The organism is Pseudomonas sp. AM4(2022), from assembly GCF_036346515.1.
Classification (GTDB): Bacteria; Pseudomonadota; Gammaproteobacteria; order Pseudomonadales; family Pseudomonadaceae; genus Aquipseudomonas; species Aquipseudomonas paracarnis.
This window is the reverse complement of sequence record NZ_JAOTNW010000031.1, coordinates 25,519-51,184: the sequence shown is the minus strand read 5'-3', so window position 1 is coordinate 51,184 and position 25,666 is coordinate 25,519. Positions and strand designations below refer to the sequence as shown.

Genomic DNA, 25,666 nt, shown 5'->3' with positions numbered 1-25,666 from the left:
TTGAGATCAAGAGCAGATCAAGAGCGGCTCGCTTCGCATCGTGGTTACTGTTGACGGCTACAGTGCGACGGCATCAACGGGGTGTGTCTGATACACCGCGGTGTCTGCATCGCAGGCAAGCCAGCTCCCACATGGGTTTTGTAGTGTCTTCAGGTTCGTGGCATGCACTCGATGGTGCGGTTTACCACGGTCTTGGCCATCTCCAGCAAGTGCCATGCGGCATGGATTCGGGCGCGGTCGTGGGGTTGCAGGTGATCGCAACAGTCCCACACCGTGGCTGATGCGCTGTTGATCAGATGGGAAATATAGAGTTGAGCGTCTTCGAAGCTGAGCTCTTCGTTGACGACTAGGCAATCCATGAGGGGATCGGGAAGTGCTTTGGTCATGGTGTAACTCCTATTGAGCAAGGGAGCGACCACCTACGCTGCTAAACGTAAGGTGGCAGCTGTACGCGGGTTAGCAGACCGGTCAATAGGAAAACCGGCGCACCCGAAAGTGCCCCGCGCACAGCTACCATAAACGTATAGGTGAACCTGTGCCTATTGAGTTCGGGCTGCTAAACCCGATCACTGAAATCCAGTGACGGACCGAAGACTAGCCATCGATTCCAACAGGCACAAGGCGGCAGGGATTGTCTCGGAAACGTCCTGCAATTTAAAGGGATACGGCTTGCTGGCCCTTTACAAACCATGACCAAATGCCAGCAACACGACCTCATCCAACTGTGGGAGCTGGCTTGCCTGCGATGGCATCAATAGGGTGTGCCTGATACACCGAGGTGTCTGCATCGCAGGCAAGCCAGCTCCCACAGTTTGAACGTATTCCAACCCAGCACTCAGCGTCCGAGCATCTTCACCCAACGCGACGGCGGCATGCCGTAGGTGCTGCGAAATTGGCGGGTCATGTGGCTTTGGTCGGTGAAGCCTGCGGTCATCGCCGCATCCACCAACGATTGGCCCTGGGCTAACAAGTGGCGCACCAGGTCCAGCCGGCGCATGGTCAGGTAGCGGTAGGGGCTGGTGCCGAACAACAAACGAAAGTCCCGCGATAAGGCCCAGCGGTCACGGTCGGCGTGGTCGGCTATTTCATCCAGGGTGATGCTACGGCCCAGGGCGCTGTGGATGAATTCACGGGCGCGTTCGGCGGCCACGTAGTCGAAGGATTTACGGCTGACGATGGCACCGGATGCCTCGCTCAGCGCCTGGGCCAGGTCGAACATGGCGTCTTGCTCTTGCATCGGGTCAATCGGGCAATCCAGGCTTTGCAGCAGCACTTCGCTGGCGCGGTGTAGCCGTGGGTCGGTGGACAAACCGCCGGGAATGAAAGGCAAGGGTTTGCCGCCGAGGATCTGCTGGATCAGCGCCGGCTCCACATAAATCATCCGGTACTTGAAGCCTTCATCGCTGCCGGCGCGGCCGTCATGGGTTTCATCCGGGTGGATCACCATGGTGGTGCCGGGCAGGCTATGGGTCGTGCCGCCACGATAATGAAAACTCTGCACGCCGAACAACGTGCGCCCGATGGCGTAGGTGTCATGGCGATGGGGGTCGAAGGCAAAGCCGGCGAAGTACGCCTCGATACGGTCCAAGCCGCTGGCGTGCGGGGCGCGGTGCAGCCAGTCGAGGGAGTGGGTGGGTTTGCCCATGGTGACTTGTCACAGAAGGAGGTGGAAACACGTTAACCGAGTCTGCCGCGGTTGTCTGCCTGGGGTCTTGTACGATTGTGCAGGCGTCTGCCGGGGCCTATGATCGCTGTTCGTCTACTGCGCTGGTGAACCCTCCATGGATGTTTTCAACCCTGCCTATGTGGCGCCGCTGGTCTCGCTCGCCCTGCTGTGGACGGTTGCCGTGGTGACCCCCGGCCCCAACTTCTTCAATACGGCGCAGTTGGCCGCCCGTTGTTCGCGGCGCCACGGCGTGGTGGCGTCGGCGGGTGTGGCGACGGGCACGATTATCTGGGGGCTGGCGGGTGGCCTGGGCATCAAGTCGCTGTTTACCGCCGCGCCCATGCTGTACCTGGCGTTCAAGATCATCGGCGGCTGTTACCTGATCTATCTTGGGCTGAAACTGTTCAAGCGCTCGGCGCCGACCACAGGGCAGACGGTGTTGCCCGATGAGCCGCGACGTTCATTGTTTTCCGCGTGGCGTTTCGGTTTATTGGGCAACTTGTCCAACCCCAAGGCCGCTCTGTTCGTCGCCACAGCCTTCGCCTCGACCATGCCGCCGTCACCATCGCCAGCGCTGCTGACCCTGGCGGTCATCACCATGGCAACCTTGTCGTTCAGTTGGTACTCCAGCGTAGCCCTGGTGTTTTCCAGCGAGCGCATGGCCAACCTGTACAGCCGTTCGCGCAAGTGGCTCGACCGCTTTGCCGGAAGCTGCTACCTGTTATTCGGTGCACATCTGGTAGCGAATCGCTGACCGCACGTGGTAAGAAGCCTTACTTTCAACAGTGAGGCCGGGTCATGAGCAAGGTGCGGGTAGGTATTATTTTTGGTGGCCGTTCGGCTGAGCATGAGGTCTCGCTGCAATCGGCACGCAACATTGTCGATGCCCTTGATCGTTCACGCTTCGAGCCGGTTTTGATCGGTATCGACAAGGCCGGTCACTGGCACCTCAATGACACCTCGAACTTCCTGCTCAACCAGGAAAACCCGGCACTCATCGCCCTCAACCAGTCCAACCGTGAATTGGCGGTGGTGCCCGGCAAGGCCAGCCAGCAAGTGGTGGAAACCTCCGGCCAGGGCGTGCTGGAACACATCGACGTAATCTTCCCGATTGTCCACGGCACCCTCGGTGAAGACGGTTGCCTGCAAGGCTTGCTGCGCATGGCGGACTTGCCCTTCGTCGGCTCCGACGTGCTCGGCTCGGCAGTGTGCATGGACAAAGACATCAGCAAGCGCCTGCTGCGCGACGCGGGTATTGCTGTCACTCCGTTCATCACCCTTACACGTCGCAACGCCGTGCGCACCTCCTTTGAAACGGCAGCGAACAAGCTAGGTTTGCCGATGTTCGTCAAACCCGCGAACCAGGGTTCCTCTGTGGGCGTGAGCAAAGTCGGCAACGAAGCCGAGTACCGCGCCGCGGTTGAACTGGCGCTGGGCTTTGATGAAAAAGTGCTGCTGGAGTCCGCCGTCCAGGGCCGTGAAATCGAATGCGCCGTTCTGGGTAATGACCAGCCCATCGCCAGCGGTTGTGGCGAGATCGTGGTGAGCAGTGGCTTCTATTCCTACGACAGCAAATACATCGATGCCCAGGCCGCCCAGGTGGTGGTGCCGGCGGATATCAGCCATGAAGCCAGCGAGCGCATTCGCCGCCTGGCCATCGAAGCGTTTGAGGTGTTGGGCTGCGCCGGGCTGGCGCGGGTGGATGTGTTCCTGACGCAGGACGGCGAAGTGCTGATCAACGAGATCAACTCCCTGCCCGGTTTTACTCGCATCAGCATGTACCCCAAGCTGTGGCAGGCGACGGGCATGAGCTACAGCGAGCTTGTCAGCCGGTTGATCGAGCTGGCGCTGGAGCGGCATGCGGGGCGCAAGGGGTTGAAGATCAGTCGCTGATTGTTGGGTGCGCTCGACTCAACGGCCGGTGAGCAACTGTGGCGAGGGAGCTTGCTCCCGTTGGGGCGCCAAGCGTCCCCAGTCATATTGAGGCGATGCTTTAGTTCAAAGATGGGGATGCTGCGCAGCCCAGCGGGAGCAAGAGTAAGGTCTGATCGTTAGTTTGTACGAGCAATCCACGAATAGATCAATGTCTTCGGCTCTTCCGAGTGATGCGTCCTCCTGCGATAGCTGGCAAACGTCGGCGAGGTACAGTAGGTACACACGTCACTCACCTCGATATACTCGCGCTTGACCCCTGCCGCGTGCAGCAACAGCAGCCCATACCCACTCAGATCAAACCAGGCACTTCCCGTTTGCCTGGCGTGGGGCGGTGTGATGAACGGGGGCTGTAGAGGCGCCGGCTGCTCGACGCTCCAGGGCGCTTGGCCGTGCTGCCACATATGGCCTTGATCGGTCTGGAGCTCGGCTATAAACGTTGCGCTCACTTCATAGCAGCAAGGCTTGATCGAAGGCCCAATCGCCACCCGCAACTGCTCTGCAGCAATGCCTTTGTCGATAAAGCGCTGCACGGCATTACCGATAATTCCGCGTTGTAAGCCCTTCCAGCCGCCATGAATGGCGGCCACCCGATCACCGCCTGCAATCAGGATGGGCAAACAATCGGCCGTAATGACTGCAATCGGTTGCCGGCTCCGGGTGAACACCCCGTCCGCCTCAACCGTATTGGCCACCTGGCCCGCCTCCCACTCAATCACCGACGCGCTATGCACCTGTTTGCAGATGAACACATCCTGGGGGAGCAGCGGGTCATCAATTGAGCAAAAACCGTGGTCGACTCCGGCGAGGGCGTCGAGGTGATGAGCTTTATGCACTGTGCATCCTCCGTTAATCAAAACACCTCAGTCACCCAACGCCTCACCTTCACGCCGAGGGTCAGCACCGCCACTGAGCGTCACCTTGCCCTGGGCATTCCGTGTGCGCACGATGGCCTGCACGCCGCTGGTCATCTCGATCTCGCTCAGGGCGTGGCCCTTGTCCTTGAGCGCCTGTTTCAGCGCCGGGCTGAACAGCCCTGCTTCCAACTCGGTAGCACCATTGCGGCTGCCGAAGTTGGGCAGGCTGATGGCTGCCTGCGGGTCGAGCTTCCAGTCGAGCATGGCCACCAGGGATTTACTCACGTACTCGATGATTTGCGAGCCGCCGGGGGAGCCGACGGTGGCCAGCAGTTCGCCCGTGTTGCGGTCGAACACTAAGGTCGGGGCCATGGCCGAGCGTGGGCGTTTGCCCGGTTGTACGCGGTTGGCTACCGGCTGGCCGTTTTCTTCGGGGATGAATGAGAAGTCGGTCATCTGGTTGTTGAGCAAAAAGCCCTGGACCATCACGTGGGAGCCGAACGCTGCTTCCACCGTGGTGGTCATCGACACGGCGCCGCCCTGGTCGTCCACCGCCACCACCTGTGAAGTGGAGATGCGCAGGGGCGAGCGGTCTGGCGCATACGCCACCCGAATACCGGCGGGTTGGCCGGGCTTGGCGACGCCCATGCTGCGCTCGCCGATCAGCGTGGCGCGCTGCGCCAGGTAACCGGGTGCGACGAGACCGGCGACCGGGACGGGGGTGAAGTCTGCATCGGCCACGTAGAGCGCGCGGTCGGCAAAGGCCAGGCGCCCGGCTTCGGCGAGCAGGTGCACCGCCTCGGGTGTCGGCTCAAGCCCGGCCGGTGAGACACTCTTGAGCGGTGTCATGGGGGCGATGGCCAGGCGCGGGTCGCGGGTTTCCAGCGCCTGCAGTGTCCCCAGGATCTGCGCCACGGCAATCCCGCCCGAGGAGGGCGGTGGCATGCCGCAGACCTTCCATTGTTTGTAGTCGGTGCACAGCGGTGCGCGTTGCTTGGCGGTGTAGCCCTTGAGGTCGGCCTGGGACAGGCTGCCGGCATTGCGATGGCCCTGTACCTTGCGTGCGATCTCGTCGGCAATCGGGCCTTGGTATAGCGCATCCGGCCCTTCCTTGGCGATGCGCTTGAACACTGCGGCCAGTGGCGGGTTTCTCAATAGTGTACCGGTGGCTTTTGGCGAGCCATCGGCATTCAGGAAGTACGCCGCCATGTCGGGCGATTGCGCGATAAAGCGGTCAGCCGCGATCAAGCTGTGCAAGCGCGGGGAAATGGCGAAGCCTTGCTCCGACAGGCGAATCGCCGGCTCGAACAGCTTGGCCCATTGCAGGTGGCCACTCTTTTTGTGCGCCATCTCCAAGGCGCGCAGTACGCCCGGCGTGCCCACCGAGCGCCCGCCAATCTGCGCATCCGTGAACGCCATCGGCTTACCGTCGGCCGTCAGGAACAGACGCTCTGTCGCCCCGGCCGGTGCTGTTTCGCGGCCGTCATAAGCCTGCACCTGTTGTCCATCCCATAGCATGATGAATGCACCGCCGCCAATGCCGGACGACTGTGGTTCCACCAAGGTCAATACCGCTTGCATGGCGATCGCCGCATCAATGGCCGAACCGCCCTGGCGCAGTATTTCACGCCCGGCTTCAGCGGCCAGTGGGTTGGCGGCCGCCGCCATATGGCGCTCGGCGTGGCGGGTGCTGAGGTCGGTGCGATAGCCCGAACCCAGCTCTGGCGCCGGTGGCTGTTCGTTGACGGGCGTGTGGCAGGCTGCGAGTGCCAGGGTTGCGGCGATGACTGTCAGGCTGCGGCGGGAAATCAAAAACACGCGCTGAACTCCGTTCATGTTGAGAAGGTGCTGTTGCCCTTGGGGTACTGCGTTCTACAGGTAAATCGTGCCTTGCATGTACAGCACGGCCTTGCCGGAAATAATCACCCGGTCACCCTGGAGTTCACAGCGCAATTGGCCTTTTCGCTGGCCACCTTGCTCGGCGCTCAATTGCGATTTGCCCAGGCGCTCGGCCCAGAACGGTGCCAGCGAGGTGTGCGCCGAGCCAGTAACCGGGTCTTCATTGACGCCCACATTCGGGCCGAACCAGCGCGAGACAAAATCAAACCGAGTGCTTTTGGCAGTTACCGCAATCCCACGTTTAGGCAGGCCCTTGAGTCGCGCAAAGTCCGGTTCCAGGGCCGCCACCTGCGCTTCATCCTCCACCAGCACAATGTAGTCGTCGGTGCCAAACACCTCGGCGGTTTCAAGCCCCAGGGCGCTCAACATGCCGTGGGGCGGCTCGCAGCGTTCGGGGTTCTTGGCTGGAAAATCCATCGCCAGTTCATCGCCGTTGCGCGTTACCCGCAACTCGCCGCTACGGGTGGCAAAGCGCAGAACCTGCGGGGCGTCCGCCAACTTGTGGATCAATACCCACGCGGCTGCCAACGTGGCATGGCCGCACAGGTCCACCTCAACTTCCGGGGTGAGCCAGCGCAACTCATAGAACTCGCCACGAGGTACAAAAAACGCGGTTTCCGAGAGGTTATTTTCAGCCGCAATCTGCTGCAGTTGCGCGTCGGGCAGCCACTCAGTGAGCGGGCACACCGCCGCCGGGTTGCCGCCGAAGGGATGGTGGCTGAAAGCGTCGACTTGGTAGATGTCCAGTTGCATCGGGGCACTCCGTGTTTAGGGGAGGCTGGACACTAACAGTGGGGTTGGGGGGCGTCAAAATACAGTTGGGGAGTTTTTTTGCGCGCATAAAAAAACGGCCTACCTTTCGGTAAGCCGTTTTTAGTACTTGGTGGCTACACAGGGACTTGAACCCCGGACCCCAGCATTATGAATGCTATGCTCTAACCAACTGAGCTATGTAGCCAAGTGGCGCGCATTATTCGCTTGGAACGGCAATGCGTCAAGCGTTTTTGTTGAAAATTTTTCTACGCTTTCAACTGTTTAAGCCAAAGCGCTGGTTTTGGCGACGGGCGGTGGCGAATGCACCGTGGATGAGGGGAGCGCAAGCGCTGAGCGTCTTCGAAGGTCTACTCACGGGCCAAGTCCGACAGTGTTGGGCAGATATCCCTGTCGCCCAACGCTTGACTGGCTAATTCAACTTATTGATGCAGTGGGGTGTGGGTGACGCGCTTGAGCTGTTCGCGTGCCCGTGACAGGCGCGAGCGCACGGTGCCGATAGGAATGTCCAGTACGTCGGCGGTGTCCTGGTAACTGCCGTCGGTTTCCAGGGAGGCGTACAGTGTTCTGCGCATCTCTGTGGGCAAGTGATCAATCGCGCTCAGGGTATTTTCCAGGCGTCGGTTGACCTCGAACTCCCAGTCCAGGCTGTGGCTTTCTTCATGGCCATGCCACAGCGACTCGTCGAATTCGCAATGAGAGGGCTTGGCATACAGGCGCCGGAAGTGATTGCGGATCAGGTTCTGCGCGATGCCGCACATCCAGGTGCTGAGCGTCGCGGTACCACTGAAGCGCTCGCGATTGCGCCAGGCTTCCAAGTAAGTCAGTTGCAATAGATCATCCGCGTCTTCCGGGTTGAGTACCCGTTTGTGAATGAAGCGTCGCAGTTTTTTCTGTTGATCGTCTGTCAGATGGAGCATGAATTGAGGCGAATTGCCACCAAGGTGAACTAAGGCTTCAATAGGGATATTCATGATTTTTTCCTTAAGGTAGACGCAGTCGAAAACGTATCGACAGGAACCCGATTGCACTGCGTGTGCCAAATGGAAAAAGTCGTTTAACTATTTGATTTATATGTAAAAATATTTTGAATATAAGATTTTTTACGCAGGCTGTTGCGCGTGGGAAATGGTGGCATGTGCAAGTATTTTCAAACTCGTCATGGTCTCGAATTTCAATGGAACCGTATGGTTAGGCCTCGCCACACAGGGAAAACACTCTTCCTGAAATGGCCTGTCCATGAAAGTCGAATCTCGCAACGATGTGCAAACGGTCCAACGCCTGGATCAACCCGTTATTCATACGACCTCCGAGCCTGCACCTGCGAAGGGTGTGGACGAACTGGCCCATCTGTTCAATCAGGAAGTGGAGCTCAATAAACTTTCGCTGGGCCAGCGGCAGATGGGCGTGCGCGTACCGCCGACCGAGCAACTGGTGCAGCTTTATGATCAGCTGGGTCATCCGGCTCAGGCGAGCATGGCCTCGGTTTCGCGTCGAATCAGGATGCAATTGCTGCAAAACGTCGGCGTCGAAAAACTGCTCGACGTTGCGGGCGGCGACCCGGCGCGTGCATTCGTGGTGCTCAAGCATGTGGCGAGTGAGGCGGACACCGAAGGCCGTAAATCCGAGGCTGCCTTGGCACATGCAGCCATCGCCAAGCTGGAGGCTCGTTTCAAGGGAGAAATCCAGGCTGGCCTGAACATTGCCGTGGTATTGCAAGCGGCCAGCGTGGACCCCGAGGAACGTCAGGCGCTACGTTCGCTCTACTACGCCAGCGTGGTCACGCGCCAATCCCTGGCAACGATGATGCAAGCTTTGCTGGGTGTATACGGCGGCGACCGGTTTCAAGAAGGGCTTAACGTGATGCGTAAAGCCCTGGCGGACGATATTGCCGCCTTGGTTTCCTCGATGCCTACGCCGTTGCTGCGCTCATTGCTGGTGGGCCTGCGAAGCTGCGGGCAGTTGAGCGCAGTGCTGGCCGGTTGCGTGGAGTGCAAGCAGCGCCTGCATATGGAGGATGAGGCCGTTACGCTGTTGCAGCGCCTGTTGGGCTACGCCAGCAGCGGTATCGCCGCCAGTGAAATCCTGCGGCTGGGGGACGACCTTGGGGGCGGGGCGACCGCCCGGCAACTGGTTGCGCTCAACGCGCTCTATCCCCTCATCCAGCAATTGCCCCTGGCCTTGTGGCCTGACAGCCGGGTCCGGCAGGAAACCCTGATCAGCTTTGTGGCGGTGATGGACGAGCTGAATCGGATCGATGGCGGCACCAAGCGTGCCGGTCTGGCGGGGATCATGACGTGACCGTGCTATCGGCCATCAATGGGTTGCTGCTCAAGACGGCACAGCGAGCAGAAGTACTGGGCGCCGTGGTGGTCATGGCCATCGTCTTTATCTTTATCGTGCCACTGCCCACCTGGCTGGTGGATATTCTGATCGCGTTGAATATCTGCATTTCGTGCCTGTTGATCGTGCTGGCGCTCTACTTGCCAGGGCCCTTGGCGTTCTCGTCGTTCCCGTCGATTCTGTTGCTCACGACCATGTTTCGATTGGCACTGTCGATTGCGACCACGCGTTTGATCCTGCTGGAGCAGGACGCCGGGGACATCGTCGAAGCCTTCGGCAATTTCGTGGTAGGGGGAAACCTGGCGGTCGGGATGGTGATCTTCCTGATCCTGACCCTGGTCAACTTCCTGGTCATCACCAAGGGCTCGGAGCGGGTCGCTGAAGTGGCCGCCAGATTCAGCCTGGACGCAATGCCCGGCAAACAGATGTCCATCGACAGCGACCTGCGTGCCGGGCTGATTGACGGCATGCAAGCGCGGGACAAGCGCGATCAACTGTCGCGTGAAAGCCAGCTGTTCGGGGCCATGGACGGCGCCATGAAATTCGTCAAGGGCGACGCTATCGCCGGGTTGATCATCGTCGTGGTCAACCTTCTGGGTGGTTTCTCCACGGGTATGTTCCAGCACGGGTTGAGCGCCGCCGACTCGATGGCGCTGTATTCGGTACTGACGATCGGGGATGGCCTGATCGCACAGATTCCCGCGCTGCTGATCTCGCTGACCGCCGGCATGATCATCACCCGCGTGGCACCGGATGGGCGCAAAGGCGTCAGTAACATGGGGGTCGAAATTGCCCGACAAATGACCAGTGAGCCCAAGAGCTGGGTAATTGCCTCGGTGGGAATGCTTGCGTTCGCTGCAGTACCTGGCATGCCTACCCTGGTCTTTATCTTTATTGCGCTGATCACCGGCAGCGTGGGTTATTACCTGGTACGCCAGCGTCAACGGCAGGCAGCGCCTGCCAACGAAGCCGCTGAAGTGGTCCGCCCTGAAGAGAACGGTAAAGAGGACTTGCGCGGATTTGATCCGTCGCGCCCTTACCTGTTGCAGTTTTCCCCCGTTCTGCGCGGAACGCCTGAGGTGACGGACCTGATTCATGGGATTCGCCAGGCGCGAAACTCGCTGGTCGCCAATATTGGCCTGACATTGCCTCCGTTCGAGGTTGAACTCGATGACTCCCTGGCCGCCGATGAAATGCGCTTTTGCGTACATGAAGTCCCCATGGTCAGGGCGTCAGTGGTCAACCAGGTGGCTGTTGAGCGCAAGGCGCTGACGGTTGAGCCTGCACACGCCATACCGGGGCTGGCTGAGCGCGATGAACAGAATTGGCTCTGGCTGCCCCCTGATGATCCGCTGCTGGAGGACCCAGAGCTGGAGCGCTTCACGGCTACGCACCTGATTCTGGAACGCATGAGGCAGGCGATGATGCTCAGCGGGCCGCAGTTCCTGGGGATTCAGGAGAGCAAGTCGATCTTGAGTTGGCTTGAGCATAACCAGCCGGAACTGGTGCAGGAACTGCAGCGCATCATGCCGCTCTCGCGTTTTTCGGCGGTGTTGCAACGCCTGGCCAGTGAAGGCGTACCGCTGCGAGCGGTGCGGCTGATTGTCGAGTCGCTGATCGAGTACGGGCAGCATGAGCGTGAGCCAGAAGCCCTGGCCGACTATGCGCGCATTGCCCTCAAGGCACAGATCTACCACCAGTACAGCGAGGCCGATGGCCTGCATGCCTGGCTGTTATCTCCGCAGAGCGAAAACATCCTGCGCGAGGCGCTGCGCCAGACCCAGACCGGCGTGTTCTTCGCGCTGGACGAGAACCACAGCGCGGCCTTTATCAGCCTGCTCAACCAGGCCTTTGTTCTAAGGGCCAAGAGCAAAAGTGTGATGTTGGTGGCGCAAGACTTGCGCAGCCCGTTGCGGACCTTGCTGCTGGAAGAGTTCAACCATGTACCGGTGCTGTCTTTCGCTGAGTTGGGAAGCACATCCAAGGTCAAGGTCCTTGGGCGCATAGACCTGGGCCAGGAAGCCTTGGTGCGGGGGGCTGCGGCATGAGCCTCCGGCCATGGTCACTACAAAGGAGGGCTCGATGATGTATGAGTTACGGGTGCTTGATGGCCAGCGCCAGGGCGCTGCGTTGCCGTTGTTCGGCGAACAATGGAGCATCGGCGCCCAGGCAGACGCTGATTTGGTGCTGAACGACCCGGGGGTCGCCGAGCATCATGCGTTGCTGCGCTTTTCTGAGGTTAACTGGTCGGTGCAGGCCCAGGCGGAGCTGTTGTACGGGGCTGCTGGACAGGCCATGGCGCAGATCCCGAATCTGGCATTGAACGTGCCCTTTCTAGTGGGCAGCGTAAGGTTATGCGTCACCCTGGCGGATCACCCGTGGCCCGAGCCTGTGGCGCCGACAGCCGCAGCGGTGCCATCGCCGGATGAACCCGCGCAGGCACTGAAGTTGTCCTCCATTGCGCCCTCGCAGCAAAAGCGCTTGATCAGCCTGGTGCTGGTGATGGCGATCATCATCGCGGTAGTGGGCATGGTCTCGACAGGGGAGCATGAGGCCCAGGCTTCGCTGATGCCTGCGGTGGCTGGCAAACAGGAACTGGCCTCACCGATTGATGTGCGCCAACAGTTGGTGAAGATGCTTGGTGAGCGTGAGTTGAGCCCGCGCATCGGCTTGCAGGTGATCAACGGCCAAGTCGTGCTGAGCGGGGATGTTTCCCAGGAGGATGTGGAGTTGGTGTCGCGGATGCTCAGCCGTTTTGGTGAGCAATTCGACAGTGCGGTGCCGGTGATCAGTCGTGTACGTGTGCGCGATGAGGCCTTGCCGTTCAGGATTGTGCAGATAGTGGGCGGACCGAACGGCCACGTGGTTCTGGAAGAGGGTAGCCGGCTTTTTCTGGGGGATCAGGTAGACGGCCTGCGCCTGGTGTTGATCGACAACAGCAAGGTGGTTTTCGACGGCGCGCAGCGTTATGAGGTGCTTTGGTGAGTATGCAATTGCAAGCGCGTCTCGACGCCTGGCAACAGCGGCAGGCCCAGGCGCTGAGCAGCTTTGCGCCAGTGGCGATGCGTGGTCGCATCCAGCGCGTCAATGGCATGTTGCTTCAATGCCGACTGCCTCAGGCGCGCATCGGCGACTTGTGCCAAGTGGAAAAAGGCCCGGGCGATTTCATGCTCGCCGAAATCATCGGCTTTGATCAGCAGGATGCAGTACTCAGTGCTCTGGGTAATCTGGAAGGCGTACGAGTGGGCGCTGGCGTTGAGCGCCTGGGCGTTTCGCATCGTGTTCAGGTCAGCGAGGCGCTGTTGGGCCAAGTGCTGGATGGCTTCGGGCGACCGATTGCGGGGCAGGGCGCCAGTGCGTTTGTCGAAGCTGAACTGCCCGACACCAGTGCGGTGCTGTGTGAAGCGCCGTTACCCACCGAGCGGCCGCGGATCAACCGTGCCCTGGCCACCGGGGTGCGTTCCATTGATGGCTTGATGACGCTGGGTGAAGGCCAGCGCGTCGGTCTGTTCGCCGGGGCCGGTTGCGGCAAGACGACCTTGTTGGCCGAGATCGCCCGTAACGTCGAATGCGACGTCATCGTGTTCGGCCTGATCGGCGAGCGGGGCCGCGAGTTGCGTGAGTTTCTCGACCATGAGCTGGATGAGCAACTACGCGCCAAAGCGGTACTGGTGTGTGCTACGTCTGATCGCTCCAGCATGGAGCGCGCCCGCGCCGCATTCACCGCCACGGCATTGGCCGAAGGTTTTCGGCGCAAGGGCCAACGCGTGTTGCTGCTGATTGACTCCCTGACCCGTTTCGCCAGGGCCCAGCGTGAAATTGGCTTGGCTGCCGGCGAACCGTTGGGGCGCGGTGGCCTGCCACCGTCGGTGTACAGCTTGCTGCCGCGCCTGGTGGAGCGCGCCGGGTTGACCCGTGACGGTGTGATCACCGCGATTTACACGGTGTTGATCGAGCAGGACTCCATGAACGACCCGGTGGCCGATGAGGTGCGTTCGTTGCTCGACGGCCATATCGTGCTGTCGCGCAAATTGGCCGAGCGGGGGCACTATCCGGCGGTGGATGTGCTGGCGAGCCTTTCTCGAATACTGAGCAACGTCGCGGCCCCGGAAGATATCCAGGCGGGCACGGCGTTGCGACGTTTGCTCTCGGCGTACCAGCAGATCGAGTTGATGCTCAAGCTGGGGGAGTACCAGCCTGGCAGCGATGCGCTGACTGACCTGGCCGTGAACAGTCGTCAAGCGGTGGATGGTTTCTTGCGCCAGGATTTGCGTGAACCCTCACCGATGGCCGTCACGCTTGAGCAACTCAAGGAGCTGACCACCCATGTCCCATTCTGACGTACTGCTCGGTGAGGTGGAGACGCTGCGGCGCCTGCGCAGGCACCGGGCCGATCGGGCCGAGCGTGCCCTGCGTGAGGCCAAGCGGGCGCAGCAGGCCCTGCTTGCGCACATCCAGCAGGCCCAGGAGGCACTGGAACAGACTCGGCAGGAGGAGGCCCGGCAAAGTGCGCTGTTGCTCAGCCAGCACCAGGGCCAGGTCCTGACCTTGCAAGGCCTTAAATCCTGGAGTGCACAGGAGCGCTCTTTATCTGCCAGCACCCAGCGCGGTGAGGGGCAGCTTGAGGCATTGCGCAACCAACGACAAGAGAAGGAAAGCCGCGTTGGCAGTGCGCAGAGGCAAGCCACCGAATGCCTGCGGCAGGTGGAAAAGCTTCAGGAGCTATCCCTTTTACTGACACAGGAGCCGATATGACTCAGGTTGCAAATAAGCCCGTTGAACGTTCGCGCTTGCGCGAACCGAGGGAGGAACGTGAACCAGGCACCGCGGGCATAGTGCCATGGGAGCAAGGGCGATTGTTTGCGCAGCTGTTTGCTCATGATGGGGAGGGCGACGGGACGGGAGCTTCCTTATCGGGAAAAAAGTCCGTGGCCGGCACCGCCATGATCGAGGCGCTGGCCGAACAGCTGGCACCTCGGGCGTTGGCCGGTACGCAGTGGCCGTTGCAGGCGGTGTTGTACTTGCCACGCCTGGGGCGGATCAACGCCAGCGTACGGCGAGAACAGAGCGCCTGGGCGATTGAACTGGAAGCGGAGCACGATGCCACGGCGCGCTGGCTCAGTGGTGTACGGCAACAATGTGAGGACCGATTTACGCAAGCGTTGGGGCTTCCAGTGAGCCTCAGCCTGCCCAACGTCGGCTGCGCATGATAGTGCCGATACTGACATTACCTAAGCTGCGACACGACACCGTTGCCGCACGCCGTCGATTGGGCCGCGGGCTGCGCCTTGAGTTTCAGGTCTCAGGTCAGCGCGGTGAGCTGCGGCTTGAACCTGGGCGTTCTCCTACTGGGGTCGATTCTCTTGGTCTGGAGACGGCGTGCGGTGCGCTGGTGCTCGCTGAGGCGGGACCGTTGCTCAGCCTGCTCGGCGAGTGCCCGGTGCCGTTGGCCCAATTCGGCAATGACCCTGATTCCTGGTTCTGGGACCTGTTCCATTATCACCTGAGCCCCCAGGTCAAGGCGTTGCTAGGCAGTGTGCGCCTCTTGGAAGAAGTGGACCGAGCCACGGGTTTTGGCTGCCGCCTCAGCGCGACCCTGGGCTCGTCTCGGGTGGATGGCTATGTGTGGCTGGCCCCCGAAACCTTCCTGGCGTTGTGCGATGCCGGGCCCTGGCGTACCACGTCCGCGCCGCTCACTACATCGTTTCAATTGGCAATTGCCGTGACCCTTGGGCGTGTGCAGCTACCTGTTGCGCAAGCACGCAGCCTGCGCGCGGGTGATGTCGTGGTGCTTGAGCAGACCTGCTTTCAAGCCCAGGGCAGCGGTTATGTACAGGTTGGCAAACAGCGGCTGCATGGTTGCATTGACGATGTCACCGGGTCGGTTTGCCTGACCCTAACTTCTATCGAGGACACATCCATGGATGAAAATTTTGCAGCCCCCCACTACGCGGGGAGTGAGGAAGATATGCCGGTGGTGGATGTCTTCGGCAGTGAGCCATTCGATGAGTTGAGCATGGCACTGAGCGTACGCTGCGGAACACTCAACCTTACGCTGGGTGAACTGCGCAACCTGGCGGCCGGCTCGGTGCTGGGTATTGCCGGTTACGGCCCCGGTATGGCTGGCCTCTATTATGGCGATCGGCCTATTGCTCAAGGGCAGTTGGTAGAAGTCGACGGGCGCCTGGGCCTTCAGCTGTCCCGCGTGATGTTCGCTCGATGACAATCCAGGGGCTCGACCCCCTTATTCTGGCAGTCTTTCTTGGGGCATTGTCATTGATGCCCATGCTGTTGGTGGTCTGTACAGCGTTTTTGAAAATCGTGATTGTGCTGATGATCACCCGCAACGCCATCGGTGTGCAGCAGGTACCGCCGGGCATGGCCATCAACGGTATCGCACTGGCGGCAACGCTGTTCATCATGGCACCGGTAGGTTACGAGATCGCCGAGAACGTCAAGGCATCGCCCCTGGACATGAGCAACGTGCACACGTTCCTGCAGACCGGGAATGAGGCCATCCAACCCTTGCGAGCTTTCATGCTGCGCAACGTCGACCCCGATGTACTGACTCATCTGCTGGAAAACACCTCGCGCCTGTGGCCTGTGCAAATGGCCCAGGAGGTGCAGCGCGAAGACTTGATCCTGCTGATTCCGGCGTTCGTATTGTCGCAGTTGCAGGCGGGGTTCGAGATCGGCTTTTTGATCTACATTCCCTTCATTGTGATTGACCTGATTGTGTCCAATCTGCTGCTGGCGCTGGGGATGCAAATGGTCTCGCCCATGACTATTTCCCTGCCGCTCAAACTGTTGTTGTTCGTGCTGGTGTCCGGCTGGTCGCGATTGCTCGACAGCCTGTTCCTTTCCTATCTCTGAGTCGCCTATGGAACCGATCGTGCTGTTCAAGCAGGGGATGTTGCTGGTGGTCGTGCTGTCGGCACCCCCGTTGATTGTGGCGGTGGTGGTCGGCGTGCTGACGTCCCTGGTGCAAGCGCTGATGCAGGTACAAGACCAGACGCTGCCGTTTGGCATCAAGCTGGTTGCAGTGGGGGTCACGTTGATCCTGACAGGGCGCTGGATTGGCGTTGAGTTGATCCAGTTGATCAACCTGACCTTTGAAATGATCGGCCGTTCGGCCCTGAACTGAGACCCTGCCTGTGCTGCTGTATCTCGATTTGCTGCCCAGCCTGATGCTCGGCATGGCACGTATATACCCCTGCGGCATCCTGGTGGCGGCGTTCTGTTTTCAGCATATACGCGGCATGCCCCGGCATACCCTTGTGATGGTCATGGCGTTGATGCCCGCGCCGGCCATTCATGCGGCATTGCAAGGCCAGGAATTCTCGGGGCTCATGCTCGCTGGCCTGGCGCTGAAGGAGCTGGCCCTTGGGTTGCTGCTGGGGGTGTTGTTGTCGATGCCGTTCTGGCTGTTCGAATCGGTGGGAGCGCTGCTGGATAACCAGCGCGGCGCCTTGGCCGGTGGCCAGCTCAACCCCTCGCTGGGGCCGGACGCGACGCCGATCGGGCATCTGTTCAAGCAACTGGCGATTTTTTTGCTGATGGCTGTGCTGGGGCTGGGCGCGCTGACCCAGGTGATCTGGGACAGCTACCTGATCTGGCCGCCTACGGTGTGGTTCCCGCTTCCGGCAGAAAATGGCATGAGTCTGTTTGTCGACCTGTTGGGCGATACGTTCACGCACATGATGCTATACGCCGCTCCCTTCATTGCGGTGCTGTTGTTGCTGGAGTTCGGGGTCGCACTGCTGGGGGTGTACAGCCAGCAGTTACAGGTGAGTACGCTGGCGCCACCGGTCAAGTGCCTGGCGGGTATCGGCATTTTGCTGTTGTACTTTGCATTACTGCAGGACCTGATCGTTGGACGCCTGAGCCAGCTGGGCGATCTTAAACATATATTGGGGCTGTTGTTCCAGGGCTCGCCGCCATGAGCGACTCGGGGGAAAAGAAGCATCCCGCGTCAGCCAAGAAGCTGCGCGATCAACGTAAGAAAGGCCAGGTCGCCCAAAGCCAGGACGTGAGCAAGTTGCTGGCGCTGGCGGCCATCAGCGAGATTGCGCTGTTTACCGCCGAGACCAGCATGCAGCGCTTCCAGCAAATGATGGTGTTGCCGATGTCCCGCGTGGGCCAGCCGTTTGCACGATCGCTGGAAGAAGTATTGGTGGACGGACTGACCGTGTTTTTTTCGTTTTCCCTGCTGATGGCCGCCCTGGCGATTGCCTCGAAGCTGATCGGCAGTTGGATGCAGTTCGGGTTGCTGTTTGCCCCGCAGACCCTGAAGCTGGATTTCAACCGCCTCAACCCCCTGAGCCAACTCAAGCAAATGTTTTCTGCCCAGTCGGTGATCAATCTGTTGTTGAGCATCGCCAAGGCGTTTCTTTTGGGAATGATTGTGTACGTGGTGGTCTGGCCCTCCGTGGGGACGCTGATCAACCTGGCAAACAGTGACCTGCAAAGTTACATCCTGGCGCTGATTGCTCTGTTTCGTTATTTGCTGCACGCCTGCCTTGGGCTGTTACTGGTACTGGCGCTTATCGACATGACCATGCAGAAGTACTTCTTTGCCAAGCGCATGCGGATGACGCAAGTCGAGGTCGTCAAAGAGTACAAGGACATGGAAGGCGACCCCCATGTGAAAGGCCAGCGCCGTCAGTTGGCGCAGCAATTGGCCCAGGAGGAGCCGAAGGTCAAACTGCCCAAGCTGGAGGAGGCGGACATGCTGGTGGTCAACCCGACGCACTTTGCGGTCGCCCTGTATTACCGTCCTGGCAAGACGCCTCTGCCCCTGTTGATCAGCAAAGGCACGGACGACGAGGCGCGAAAACTAATCGCGCGCGCGAAGGCCGCCGAGGTCCCGGTGATTCAGTGTGTGTGGTTGGCACGGACGATCTATACCAAAAAGCTGGGAGCCAGCATTCCTCGCGAAACCCTGCAGGCCGTGGCGTTGATCTATCGCACCTTGCGCGAGCTGGATGATGACGCCAAACGCGAGACCCTGGAGCTCCCGGAGCTTGACCAGCGCTGATCAGCGATCCAGGACGCTAAGACCGGCCAGCGAGAGCATCCGGCTCAGCGCCCTGTCCAGATTGCCGGGCGGTGTTGGCAGCCCGTGCCAGATCACCATGGTGCCCTGGGCATCAAGGTAGACAAAGCACCCCTCGAAGATCAGGGCCTGCTCAAAGCGGCGCTGTAATATCCGTTGCAATTGCCCGGCTTGCAACGCTTCGCGAGCGACATGCAGAGCCAGCCCCGGGCGACTGCCCGCCTGCAATGTGCACACTTTGATACCGGGCGCGAGAGACAGGTGAGCGGCAGCGCCGCTCACCAAGTCGTTCAGCATTACCTGGGGTTGGTTGTCGGGCATTTGCGTCGTGCTCATCGCTCCAGCGATACCGTCTGGTAGTCCGCTCGCTCCCCGGACGGTCCAGGCTGGACGCGCATGTGCGAGGGCCACCAGATCACCATCTTCTGCGCGGTCGACTGTGGGCGTGAGCAGGAGTCGCCTTTGCATGTAGGGGTGCAAGCGCTGACGAGCAGCGCCGCGCCGATAAGGGTGACGCACAACAATTGATGTCTCATGGTCGGACCTTCTTAACAGGAGTAATCAAAGTAGGGCGCGGTACGCTGAGGTGTTCATCCTTCACCACAGGGCGCATGGCGATGAAGACCTCCGCTTCCTCTCCAGGCTTCAGCCAGGCGCGTGGCCATACGGTGACGGCCAGGGTCTGCGAATTGCTGCATTCTTTTTCATCGATGCGCACATTGCGGTTGAACTGGTTGCGCATCACGACGATCGCGACGTTGTATTCAGGGCCTGCATACCATTGGCTGCGCTCGGTGCTCAGCGCGAGCAAGTCGCGGGGACTGCACAATGTGTTCAACCCCAGGGGCATGGGCGCCAACTTGAAAGCCTTGGGCACCTGCCCTGTCACCAGGTGCGCCAGGGTGCTGATGATGTCGCTACGCTTGATCTCGGGCTGGTGAGGGGCGTTGCGCCTGGCCAAGGGCGCCAGGGCCGTCTGCAACTCGGCTTGGTCTGCCTGGGGCAAGTAGCGGGATGGGTCGGCCTGGTCGCCGATGACGCGCGGGGTGATGATGAACAGGCGTTCACGTCGATTGTTCTGCCGTTCGCTTGAAGAGAACAACGCCTTGCCCAGCAGAGGGATATCGCCCAGCAGCGGCACCTTCTTGTGCTTGTCGGCGCTTTCCGTGACGTGGAATCCGCCAATCACCATTGAGCGCTTTTCCGCCATGACCGCCTGGGTGCTGACGTTACCGCGGCGCACATCGAGGTCTTTGAGGTCACGATTGGGGTTGGACTCATCGAACGTACCGTCCTCGATATCCACGACCAAGTGAATCTGATGGCTGCCTCGGCTGGTGATGACGCGGGGCACGACCTGGACGCTGGTACCCACGGTGACCGGCAAGATGGTTGCGTTCTGACGACCCGGTGTCAGGTATTGAGTGCGGTTGAAGTCGATTACCGCCGGCTGGTTTTCCAAGGTGAGTACGGAGGGGTTGGACACCATGGTTGCCAGGCCCTTGGCTTCCAGGGCGCGTATGTCAGCATAGAAACGGTCGCGATTCTCGATCGACAACTGTTGCGATGTGCCGGGCGCCATATTTGCACCGCCACGGAAGCGGCTGTTCTGAAACCCCCAGTTCACTCCAAACTCACGCAATTGCGTGCGCTCGATATCCAGAATGATCGTATCGATTTCCACCAGTTTGCGCGCCACATCCAGTTGAGCGATCAACTCGCGGTACATGGCCTGGCGCTCTGGCAGGTCATAGATGAGCACCGCGTTGTTGCGCATATCGGCTTCGACGCGAATGCGGCTGGCAGGTGCCGACGCGCGTGGGGTGAGCGTGGCGCCAATATCCATCGGCATGGGAGTGCCGTTTGTACCGAGCATCTGCCCCAGCAACGGGTTGCTCAAGCGGGGAACGTTGGGCACGAGAGGGGCAGGCTGTGAAGCGGGGCGCTGGGCCAACGCCGGGGTTGTCGGATTGGAGCGTGGCTCCAGTAAGCCCCGCACAATGCTGGAAACCCCCGTAATGGTGAGCTTCTCGCCACGATAATCCACCTGGCGATCCGCCGCATTGGCGAACTTCAGCGGGAAACTCAACACGCTCTGTTTTTCATCCACTGAGCGGCGCTGGCTGCTGAACTGCTTGATTTGTTCGATATAGCGCCGAGGCCCTGAGACCAACACGATGCCATCCTCGGGCAGCTCACCCCAGCCGAAGCGGCTATCGAGCAGGCCGATATCAGTGAGGGCCTGCTTGAGGTCGGCAATGGTCTCGGAGGAGACCTCCAGGCGCGCAGACTCTTGCTGGTCCAGAGTACTGATGTAGAGCGTGTTGTTGTACAGGTACCATTGGAAGCGATGTTCTACCCCCAGGCGGTCGAGCAATGACTGCGGGGTGTTAGCGCGTATCTTGCCGTTGACGATGCCTTCCAGCAGGCCCTCGATCTGCAGTTGTGTACCGAAGGTCTGGGCGAAATCTTCGAGTACCTCGCGCACCGGCTTATGCTCGGCTTCATAAGCGTAGGCAGTATTTTTCCATTCCGAAGGGATGGCGGCGAGCGCGCTGTGTGTTGAAACCAGCAGCCAGGAAAACAGGAACACGTTCCGCCACTGGGCTCTTTTGGATGAAACACCAGGCGAGTCAAGGCACAAGCGGTTGCCCTTATGGGTCTTGTTAGGCATAGACAGTTCTCTGATTAGTACGAGCGTGAACGCAGCGGGGTGGGTTTGAGGTTCTGGCTTGGACGAGCAAGGCGCGCAACGATGGCGCGCCATGTATCGCGTTGGTTGAGCAGAGCCTCGAGGCAACCGAGCACGTGGGCTTCTCCACGATCGGTGTGCAGGCTTTGAATCAACCACAGCGCGCCCGTGTCAGCTTTTTGAGCCAGTGCACCCTGGAAATGGTTCAAGCTGGCGGCGCCCAGACGCATCCACTGCTCCAGTGCCGGGTGCTCTGATGTAAGCGAGCTTAGATAGGCCCCCAGTAATAAGGTGTCGCCCTGGGATCGCAGAGTGATTTCGTCATCGCCTTCCAGCAACGAAAGCGGTTCTTGACGGTTTTTCCACCATTTACTGACGAGCACTTTCATTTACTGAAAGCTCTCGAATACGTTCTTTATCATCAGGTGGTTGGCGCGGTTGTGTTCCAGATACGCCATTTGGGTGGTGGTCGCCTTTACGGCCAGGTCAAAGAACAAGTTTGTATCTTCGATGCTGTCCATCTCATCCGATGTTTTTTTATAGAGTTTATTGGCGCTACTGCTGTTTTTTAACAGCTGCCGGGAGAGGTCGTTATAAAAGTCCATGATGTTTCCTCTTGGGTTTTGTGAAGACGTGTGGATGAATCAGTTGTGCCAGGTGAGCAGGGTTAGCTATTTATCTTGTGTTCTTTGTTGGGGTTGAAAAACGTCGCGAGCATGGCGTTCCAACTGATACGAAAGTCGCCCTCGTCGGTTTTCAGTACAAGTGTCTGCGGCTCAAGTGTTTCGTCGGCCTGGAGTTTCCAGAAAGCACTCTTGTGATGAGCGAGGCGTTGTTTTATCGCCTCAAGGTCCAGTGGGTGACAAAACAGCGTCGCGTCGATTTCCTGGACCTGGTTGGCCAGCAGCTGTTTGAGCAACGCTGCCAACCGTTGGGGGGGGACTGTTTCGTCAAGCAGGTGACGAATAGCCTGCTGGGTGATCGATGTCGCGTAGCGTTCCAGGCTGTCGCACATCGCCTGGCGATCGCGCTCCCAGCGTTTGAACTGAGCATCCGCCCGCTGCCAGACGTCCAGCGAGGCTTGTTCCAGCAGGGCTTCACATTTTTTTTCTGCCAGGCTTATCCTTTCATCGGCCTGGGCAATAGCGCGGCTCAATAGCGCCTCGCCCTGTTCCCAGCTCGCAAGCTCTTCTCGGGGGATCAGAGTGCGCCGCAGCCCAGGTGCGTCCTTGAGTAACTCAATCGCGTATCGGCATAACATCGCTGATCTCCTTACTCGTTTGCGCCAAGCGGCTGCGGTTCACTGGCCAGTGTCGTCACGCGCCAGACGACCGCCTGCCATAGCGTTTTCAGTCGGCTGTTGGTGGTTTCGAACTTGCGGTTTGTCTTCTCAACCGCCAAGACGTGTTCGCGGATAAAGCGCAACCGCAGGCGCTGCCAGGTAGCGGGTTCTACCCAGCTATAAAGCGACTGCAAGGGCTCTGCGTCGCAGGAGAGCATGTCTGGGGGCAGCGCCTTGGAAAGGCGCATGCACCACAGGTGATGGTTGTCGCTCAAGGAGCCCGCGGCTTCAGGGTTGAAGGTGTCATGGACCAGCCTGAGTGCCAGGTCCAGTTGTTCCGTTGACGCAAGGGCCAGGCGAAGCACAGTCGGTTGTGGAGGCGCAGGCAGGCAGGTCACCACGCCCGTAAGCTCGGCTGGCACTATCTTGCGGCTTCGATACAGCGCTTGAATGACGGAGTACTTGTCACTTTTCCAGTCTTCATGGGCGTAGTCCCACGGGAACGCCCACCACTGGGCCCAGGCCAGGTTTTCGCGCATGGGATGGTTCAACTCAGGCGTCATGAGCTGGGGTGATCGGTTTGCCTGCCACCGCCGGCTCCAGTACAAGGCGCTGACGGCGATTGTGCAGGAACAGAACGGCACCCACGGATGCCACCAGCCCAAACAGCGAAATGATCAGGCTGTTTCGCCAAAAACCAAGGTCGCCGTTTGGCACCAGGAAAGGACCGAAATACACCAGGCGTTGCTGTTCCTGATAAGTGGTGGCAGGTACGAATATCACGGTGAGTTTCTGTGGGTTGTCCACTGCCGTGGTCATGCCCGGAATGCTGCTGGACACCATCCTGCGAACGCGTGCGCGGATGCTGTCAGGGTCCAGACGTGGGTCGTGCTTGATAAATACCGAGGCGGAGGCAGGTTGTACCGGCTCCCCTGGAGCGATGCGTTCTGGCAGCACCACATGCACGCGGGCAACGATAACGCCGTCGATGTTGGACAGCGTAGCCTCAAGCTCCTGGGACAGGGCGTAGATGTAGCGTGCCCGCTCTTCCAGTGGTGTGGAAATCACCCCTTCCTTACGAAAGGTATCGCCCAACGTGGCTCTCGCCACCCGGGGTAAGCCTGCAGCTTCAAGAGTACGTACAGCGCGCCCGATGTCCGTGGCGTCCACCGCCACCACAACGCCGTCCTTGGCCGGAATTTTTTGCGCGCGAATATGTTTATCCGCCAACTCTGCTACTACCTCATTTGCCTCTTGCTCGGAGAGTTGGCGATGAAGTTCCACGCGATCGCTGCAAGCGCTTAACAGGAGGGTCGCCGTCAGGAGCAGAGCGGCAGATAGAAAGTTTTTCATAGTCACTATTGCAGGTTGCTGAGTTTGTCGATGCACTGGGTGGTCTTGCCCAGGCATTTAACGAGTAATTGCGAGGTCAGGACCGCTTTGGAAAGTTCACGTGGGTACTCTGTGAATGCCTCCATCTCAGTGCCCTTACTTGAAGATTTGAGCAGGCGTACCAAGTTGTTCTCGGTATGCTTGAGTTGTTGTGCCGCCTGCGCCAGTACCGTCGGCGCGCCTTCTTTGCGCGTGACAGCCGCCGGGGGGGGTGTTTGTCCAAGCATTGACGAGAAAAAACTGGCATCTATGTTGGACGATGACGGCTCACGTGATTTATAAGCGTCTTCAAGCCGGTGATTGCCGGAGGTATAAAAGTTATCTATTTGCATAGGTGACCTGCGATAAAGAGAGCGGCAGACTTCATTGATTGCCAATGACACTATTTGTAGTGCGCGCTGCGTAGAAGACCTCCCCGGTGGTTAAACCGGGGAGGTCGATCGAGTTATCGAACTTCTTTGGCCGCCGCATACTTGTTAGTAATTTGCTTTGCCTTCAGGCTGAGTTCGAAACCTTCACGTGCGATGGCCTCTGCTTTCCCAAGCAATTCTTCATTGCTCTTACCGCCTGAATCGCCCGAACTACTCGCTGATGCAGAGGTGTTTACGCTGCTTGAAGAGGGGCTGCCGCCAATACCATTCATAATAAGACTCCACTTTCGATTTTAAACTGATGGATTAACATTGCTTAAGTGTTGCCGAGGCTTAAGTTTTTTTACAACTTTAGCTTGGCTCTGAATGAGTGGTTTGTCCGAGTAAAGCGTTCCAAATGTTTCCAAGGCTAAATGTTTCTGTATGTTTTTATTCGTTTTTCATATCGAACATGCATCATGTAAGGCCCGATCCACTCTGTGCCAGCGAGATGTCTAGTTGTTTCATTCTGTAATAGAGCGTGCGTTTTGGTAGCCCCAGTTCAACCGCCACGGTATCGACGCAATGTTGGTGGCGGTACATTGACTCTTCAATTAGTGCTTTTTCAATTTGCTGGAGACGCGCCTTCAGGCCTGTTTGATGAGGTTGTTGGCTGCGCACTGGCGTTGAGAGCGGTGGCAACCCCAGCACGAACCGCTTCGCTGTCGAACGTAGCTCCCGCACATTCCCCAGCCAGGGGTGGCAGAGCAACTGATGCAGCAGGCCGTCAGAGGGCGTTGGGGGAGTGCATTTGAACTGGTCCGCTTCCTCCTGGATCATTTGCAGAAACAGCGGGATGATCCGTTCGCGTCGATCTCGCAGGGCCGGGAGTTCGATGCTCACGACATTCAGCCGAAAGTAGAGATCACGTCTGAAGGCGCCTTGTTCGACCATGATTTGCAGAGATTGCTGGGCCGATGCAATGACGCGCATGTCCACGGAAATCAACCGAGTCGAGCCAAGGCGCTCCACCCCGCGGCACTCCAGCACACGCAGCAGCTTGGCTTGCAGGCTCAAGGGCATGCTGTCGATTTCATCCAGGTACAGGGTGCCCAAGTGGGCTGCCTCGACGAATCCAGCCCTTGATTGTATGGCCCCGGTATAGGCACCGCTGTTGACACCGAACAACTGGCTTTCCGCCAGGCTTTCAGGGATAGCCGCACAGTTCACCGCAACGAAATTACCGCTGCGGCCGGATAAGCGATGAATCCGTTGTGCCAAGGTATCTTTGCCGGTGCCGGTCTCTCCCAATAACAGGATGTCAATGTTAAGAGCGGCAGTGTTGTTAAGCGTGGTTTCAAGTTCCTGACCCTCGATGAGTGAAACGTCTGTTTTATTATCCTTCTGGACGTAGGCCGACATCGATT

General features: G+C 59.3%; 30 protein-coding genes and 1 tRNA gene. 13 read left to right on the top strand and 18 right to left on the bottom strand.

Going from position 1 to position 25,666, the window contains the following annotated elements; all coding sequences use genetic code 11:
• Positions 1 to 149: 149 nt before the first annotated feature.
• Positions 150 to 386 carry a hypothetical protein gene (locus ODQ19_RS26365; RefSeq protein ID WP_186608458.1) on the bottom strand — a complete coding sequence of 79 codons (237 nt, stop codon included), beginning with the start codon at positions 384 to 386 and terminating at the stop codon, positions 150 to 152.
• Positions 387 to 835: 449 nt separating this feature from the next.
• Positions 836 to 1,645 carry an AraC family transcriptional regulator gene (locus tag ODQ19_RS26360; protein ID WP_116668069.1) on the bottom strand — a complete coding sequence of 270 codons (810 nt, stop codon included), beginning with the start codon at positions 1,643 to 1,645 and terminating at the stop codon, positions 836 to 838.
• 136 nt (positions 1,646 to 1,781) lie between these two features.
• On the opposite strand from ODQ19_RS26360, the gene ODQ19_RS26355 reads away from it, so the two are divergent.
• Complete coding sequence (locus ODQ19_RS26355; protein WP_116668068.1) at positions 1,782 to 2,420, top strand: LysE family translocator; 639 nt, start codon at positions 1,782 to 1,784, stop codon at positions 2,418 to 2,420.
• Between the two features lie 44 nt (positions 2,421 to 2,464).
• Positions 2,465 to 3,559, top strand: a complete 1,095-nt coding sequence (gene ddlA, locus ODQ19_RS26350; RefSeq protein ID WP_330211640.1) for a D-alanine--D-alanine ligase — start codon at positions 2,465 to 2,467, stop codon at positions 3,557 to 3,559.
• A 158-nt stretch (positions 3,560 to 3,717) separates the two neighbouring features.
• Here ddlA and ODQ19_RS26345 read toward each other — a convergent pair whose 3' ends face one another.
• From ODQ19_RS26345 to ODQ19_RS26325, 5 genes are all read right to left on the bottom strand, one after another.
• Entirely contained in the window at positions 3,718 to 4,434 is a 717-nt protein-coding gene (locus ODQ19_RS26345) for a polyphenol oxidase family protein (RefSeq protein WP_330211639.1), read from the bottom strand.
• Positions 4,435 to 4,461: 27 nt separating this feature from the next.
• On the bottom strand, positions 4,462 to 6,291 hold the full coding sequence (gene ggt / locus ODQ19_RS26340; RefSeq protein WP_330211638.1) for a gamma-glutamyltransferase: 1,830 nt from the start codon (positions 6,289 to 6,291) through the stop codon (positions 4,462 to 4,464).
• Between the two features lie 36 nt (positions 6,292 to 6,327).
• Entirely contained in the window at positions 6,328 to 7,107 is a 780-nt protein-coding gene (locus ODQ19_RS26335; protein ID WP_330211637.1) for a PhzF family phenazine biosynthesis protein, read from the bottom strand.
• Positions 7,108 to 7,235: 128 nt separating this feature from the next.
• Positions 7,236 to 7,312: transfer RNA gene (locus ODQ19_RS26330), tRNA-Met, on the bottom strand.
• Positions 7,313 to 7,547: 235 nt separating this feature from the next.
• Positions 7,548 to 8,099, bottom strand: coding sequence for an RNA polymerase sigma factor (locus tag ODQ19_RS26325; RefSeq protein ID WP_116668063.1), 552 nt, complete (start codon positions 8,097 to 8,099; stop codon positions 7,548 to 7,550).
• A gap of 265 nt (positions 8,100 to 8,364) precedes the next feature.
• Between ODQ19_RS26325 and ODQ19_RS26320 the strand changes: the two genes are divergently transcribed.
• Genes ODQ19_RS26320 through sctU form a run of 11 tightly spaced genes read left to right on the top strand, consistent with a single transcriptional unit; the run spans position 8,365 to position 18,505 of the window.
• Complete coding sequence (locus ODQ19_RS26320; RefSeq protein ID WP_330211636.1) at positions 8,365 to 9,426, top strand: TyeA family type III secretion system gatekeeper subunit; 1,062 nt, start codon at positions 8,365 to 8,367, stop codon at positions 9,424 to 9,426.
• Entirely contained in the window at positions 9,423 to 11,516 is a 2,094-nt protein-coding gene (sctV, locus tag ODQ19_RS26315; RefSeq protein ID WP_330211635.1) for a type III secretion system export apparatus subunit SctV, read from the top strand. Before ODQ19_RS26320 ends, sctV begins: the two co-directional genes overlap by 4 nt.
• Before the next feature lie 37 nt (positions 11,517 to 11,553).
• The gene (locus ODQ19_RS26310) at positions 11,554 to 12,453 is read left to right on the top strand and encodes an FHA domain-containing protein (RefSeq protein ID WP_330211642.1); all 900 of its coding nucleotides are present in this window, start codon (positions 11,554 to 11,556) and stop codon (positions 12,451 to 12,453) included.
• The gene (locus ODQ19_RS26305) at positions 12,450 to 13,808 is read left to right on the top strand and encodes a FliI/YscN family ATPase (RefSeq protein WP_330211634.1); all 1,359 of its coding nucleotides are present in this window, start codon (positions 12,450 to 12,452) and stop codon (positions 13,806 to 13,808) included. Before ODQ19_RS26310 ends, ODQ19_RS26305 begins: the two co-directional genes overlap by 4 nt.
• A complete protein-coding gene (gene sctO / locus ODQ19_RS26300; protein WP_116668059.1) occupies positions 13,795 to 14,223 on the top strand; it encodes a type III secretion system stalk subunit SctO in 429 nt (142 codons plus the stop codon). The genes ODQ19_RS26305 and sctO overlap by 14 nt, the downstream gene beginning before the upstream one ends.
• Positions 14,220 to 14,678, top strand: coding sequence for a type III secretion system HrpP C-terminal domain-containing protein (locus ODQ19_RS26295; protein WP_116668058.1), 459 nt, complete (start codon positions 14,220 to 14,222; stop codon positions 14,676 to 14,678). Before sctO ends, ODQ19_RS26295 begins: the two co-directional genes overlap by 4 nt.
• Positions 14,675 to 15,691 (top strand): FliM/FliN family flagellar motor switch protein, encoded by a 1,017-nt coding sequence (locus ODQ19_RS26290; RefSeq protein WP_116668057.1) that lies wholly within the window; start codon positions 14,675 to 14,677, stop codon positions 15,689 to 15,691. Before ODQ19_RS26295 ends, ODQ19_RS26290 begins: the two co-directional genes overlap by 4 nt.
• Positions 15,688 to 16,341, top strand: coding sequence for a type III secretion system export apparatus subunit SctR (gene sctR / locus ODQ19_RS26285; protein WP_116668056.1), 654 nt, complete (start codon positions 15,688 to 15,690; stop codon positions 16,339 to 16,341). Before ODQ19_RS26290 ends, sctR begins: the two co-directional genes overlap by 4 nt.
• 7 nt (positions 16,342 to 16,348) lie before the next feature.
• Complete coding sequence (gene sctS / locus ODQ19_RS26280) at positions 16,349 to 16,612, top strand: type III secretion system export apparatus subunit SctS (protein ID WP_116668055.1); 264 nt, start codon at positions 16,349 to 16,351, stop codon at positions 16,610 to 16,612.
• A 10-nt stretch (positions 16,613 to 16,622) separates the two neighbouring features.
• Complete coding sequence (gene sctT / locus ODQ19_RS26275; RefSeq protein ID WP_116668054.1) at positions 16,623 to 17,411, top strand: type III secretion system export apparatus subunit SctT; 789 nt, start codon at positions 16,623 to 16,625, stop codon at positions 17,409 to 17,411.
• Positions 17,408 to 18,505 (top strand): type III secretion system export apparatus subunit SctU, encoded by a 1,098-nt coding sequence (sctU, locus tag ODQ19_RS26270; protein ID WP_330211633.1) that lies wholly within the window; start codon positions 17,408 to 17,410, stop codon positions 18,503 to 18,505. Before sctT ends, sctU begins: the two co-directional genes overlap by 4 nt.
• On the opposite strand, the gene ODQ19_RS26265 is transcribed toward sctU, so the two are convergent.
• The 11 genes from ODQ19_RS26265 to ODQ19_RS26215 form a co-directional block, all read right to left on the bottom strand.
• Positions 18,506 to 18,859, bottom strand: coding sequence for a transcriptional regulator (locus tag ODQ19_RS26265; RefSeq protein WP_330211632.1), 354 nt, complete (start codon positions 18,857 to 18,859; stop codon positions 18,506 to 18,508).
• Positions 18,856 to 19,059 carry an HrpT family type III secretion system protein gene (hrpT, locus tag ODQ19_RS26260; RefSeq protein WP_116668052.1) on the bottom strand — a complete coding sequence of 68 codons (204 nt, stop codon included), beginning with the start codon at positions 19,057 to 19,059 and terminating at the stop codon, positions 18,856 to 18,858. Before hrpT ends, ODQ19_RS26265 begins: the two co-directional genes overlap by 4 nt.
• Complete coding sequence (gene sctC, locus ODQ19_RS26255) at positions 19,056 to 21,197, bottom strand: type III secretion system outer membrane ring subunit SctC (protein WP_330211631.1); 2,142 nt, start codon at positions 21,195 to 21,197, stop codon at positions 19,056 to 19,058. Before sctC ends, hrpT begins: the two co-directional genes overlap by 4 nt.
• Positions 21,198 to 21,211: 14 nt before the next feature.
• On the bottom strand, positions 21,212 to 21,604 hold the full coding sequence (locus ODQ19_RS26250; RefSeq protein ID WP_330211630.1) for a type III secretion protein: 393 nt from the start codon (positions 21,602 to 21,604) through the stop codon (positions 21,212 to 21,214).
• On the bottom strand, positions 21,605 to 21,820 hold the full coding sequence (locus ODQ19_RS26245; protein WP_330211629.1) for a hypothetical protein: 216 nt from the start codon (positions 21,818 to 21,820) through the stop codon (positions 21,605 to 21,607).
• A 62-nt stretch (positions 21,821 to 21,882) separates the two neighbouring features.
• Entirely contained in the window at positions 21,883 to 22,476 is a 594-nt protein-coding gene (gene sctL, locus ODQ19_RS26240) for a type III secretion system stator protein SctL (RefSeq protein WP_330211628.1), read from the bottom strand.
• An 11-nt stretch (positions 22,477 to 22,487) separates the two neighbouring features.
• Positions 22,488 to 23,036 (bottom strand): type III secretion protein, encoded by a 549-nt coding sequence (locus tag ODQ19_RS26235; protein ID WP_116668093.1) that lies wholly within the window; start codon positions 23,034 to 23,036, stop codon positions 22,488 to 22,490.
• A gap of 13 nt (positions 23,037 to 23,049) precedes the next feature.
• Positions 23,050 to 23,850, bottom strand: coding sequence for a type III secretion system inner membrane ring lipoprotein SctJ (gene sctJ, locus ODQ19_RS26230; RefSeq protein ID WP_330211627.1), 801 nt, complete (start codon positions 23,848 to 23,850; stop codon positions 23,050 to 23,052).
• A gap of 5 nt (positions 23,851 to 23,855) precedes the next feature.
• Positions 23,856 to 24,221 carry an EscI/YscI/HrpB family type III secretion system inner rod protein gene (locus ODQ19_RS26225; protein ID WP_330211626.1) on the bottom strand — a complete coding sequence of 122 codons (366 nt, stop codon included), beginning with the start codon at positions 24,219 to 24,221 and terminating at the stop codon, positions 23,856 to 23,858.
• Positions 24,222 to 24,334: 113 nt separating this feature from the next.
• Positions 24,335 to 24,532, bottom strand: coding sequence for a hypothetical protein (locus ODQ19_RS26220; RefSeq protein WP_330211625.1), 198 nt, complete (start codon positions 24,530 to 24,532; stop codon positions 24,335 to 24,337).
• Positions 24,533 to 24,716: 184 nt separating this feature from the next.
• The gene (locus ODQ19_RS26215) at positions 24,717 to 25,661 is read right to left on the bottom strand and encodes a sigma 54-interacting transcriptional regulator (protein WP_330211624.1); all 945 of its coding nucleotides are present in this window, start codon (positions 25,659 to 25,661) and stop codon (positions 24,717 to 24,719) included.
• Positions 25,662 to 25,666: the final 5 nt, after the last annotated feature.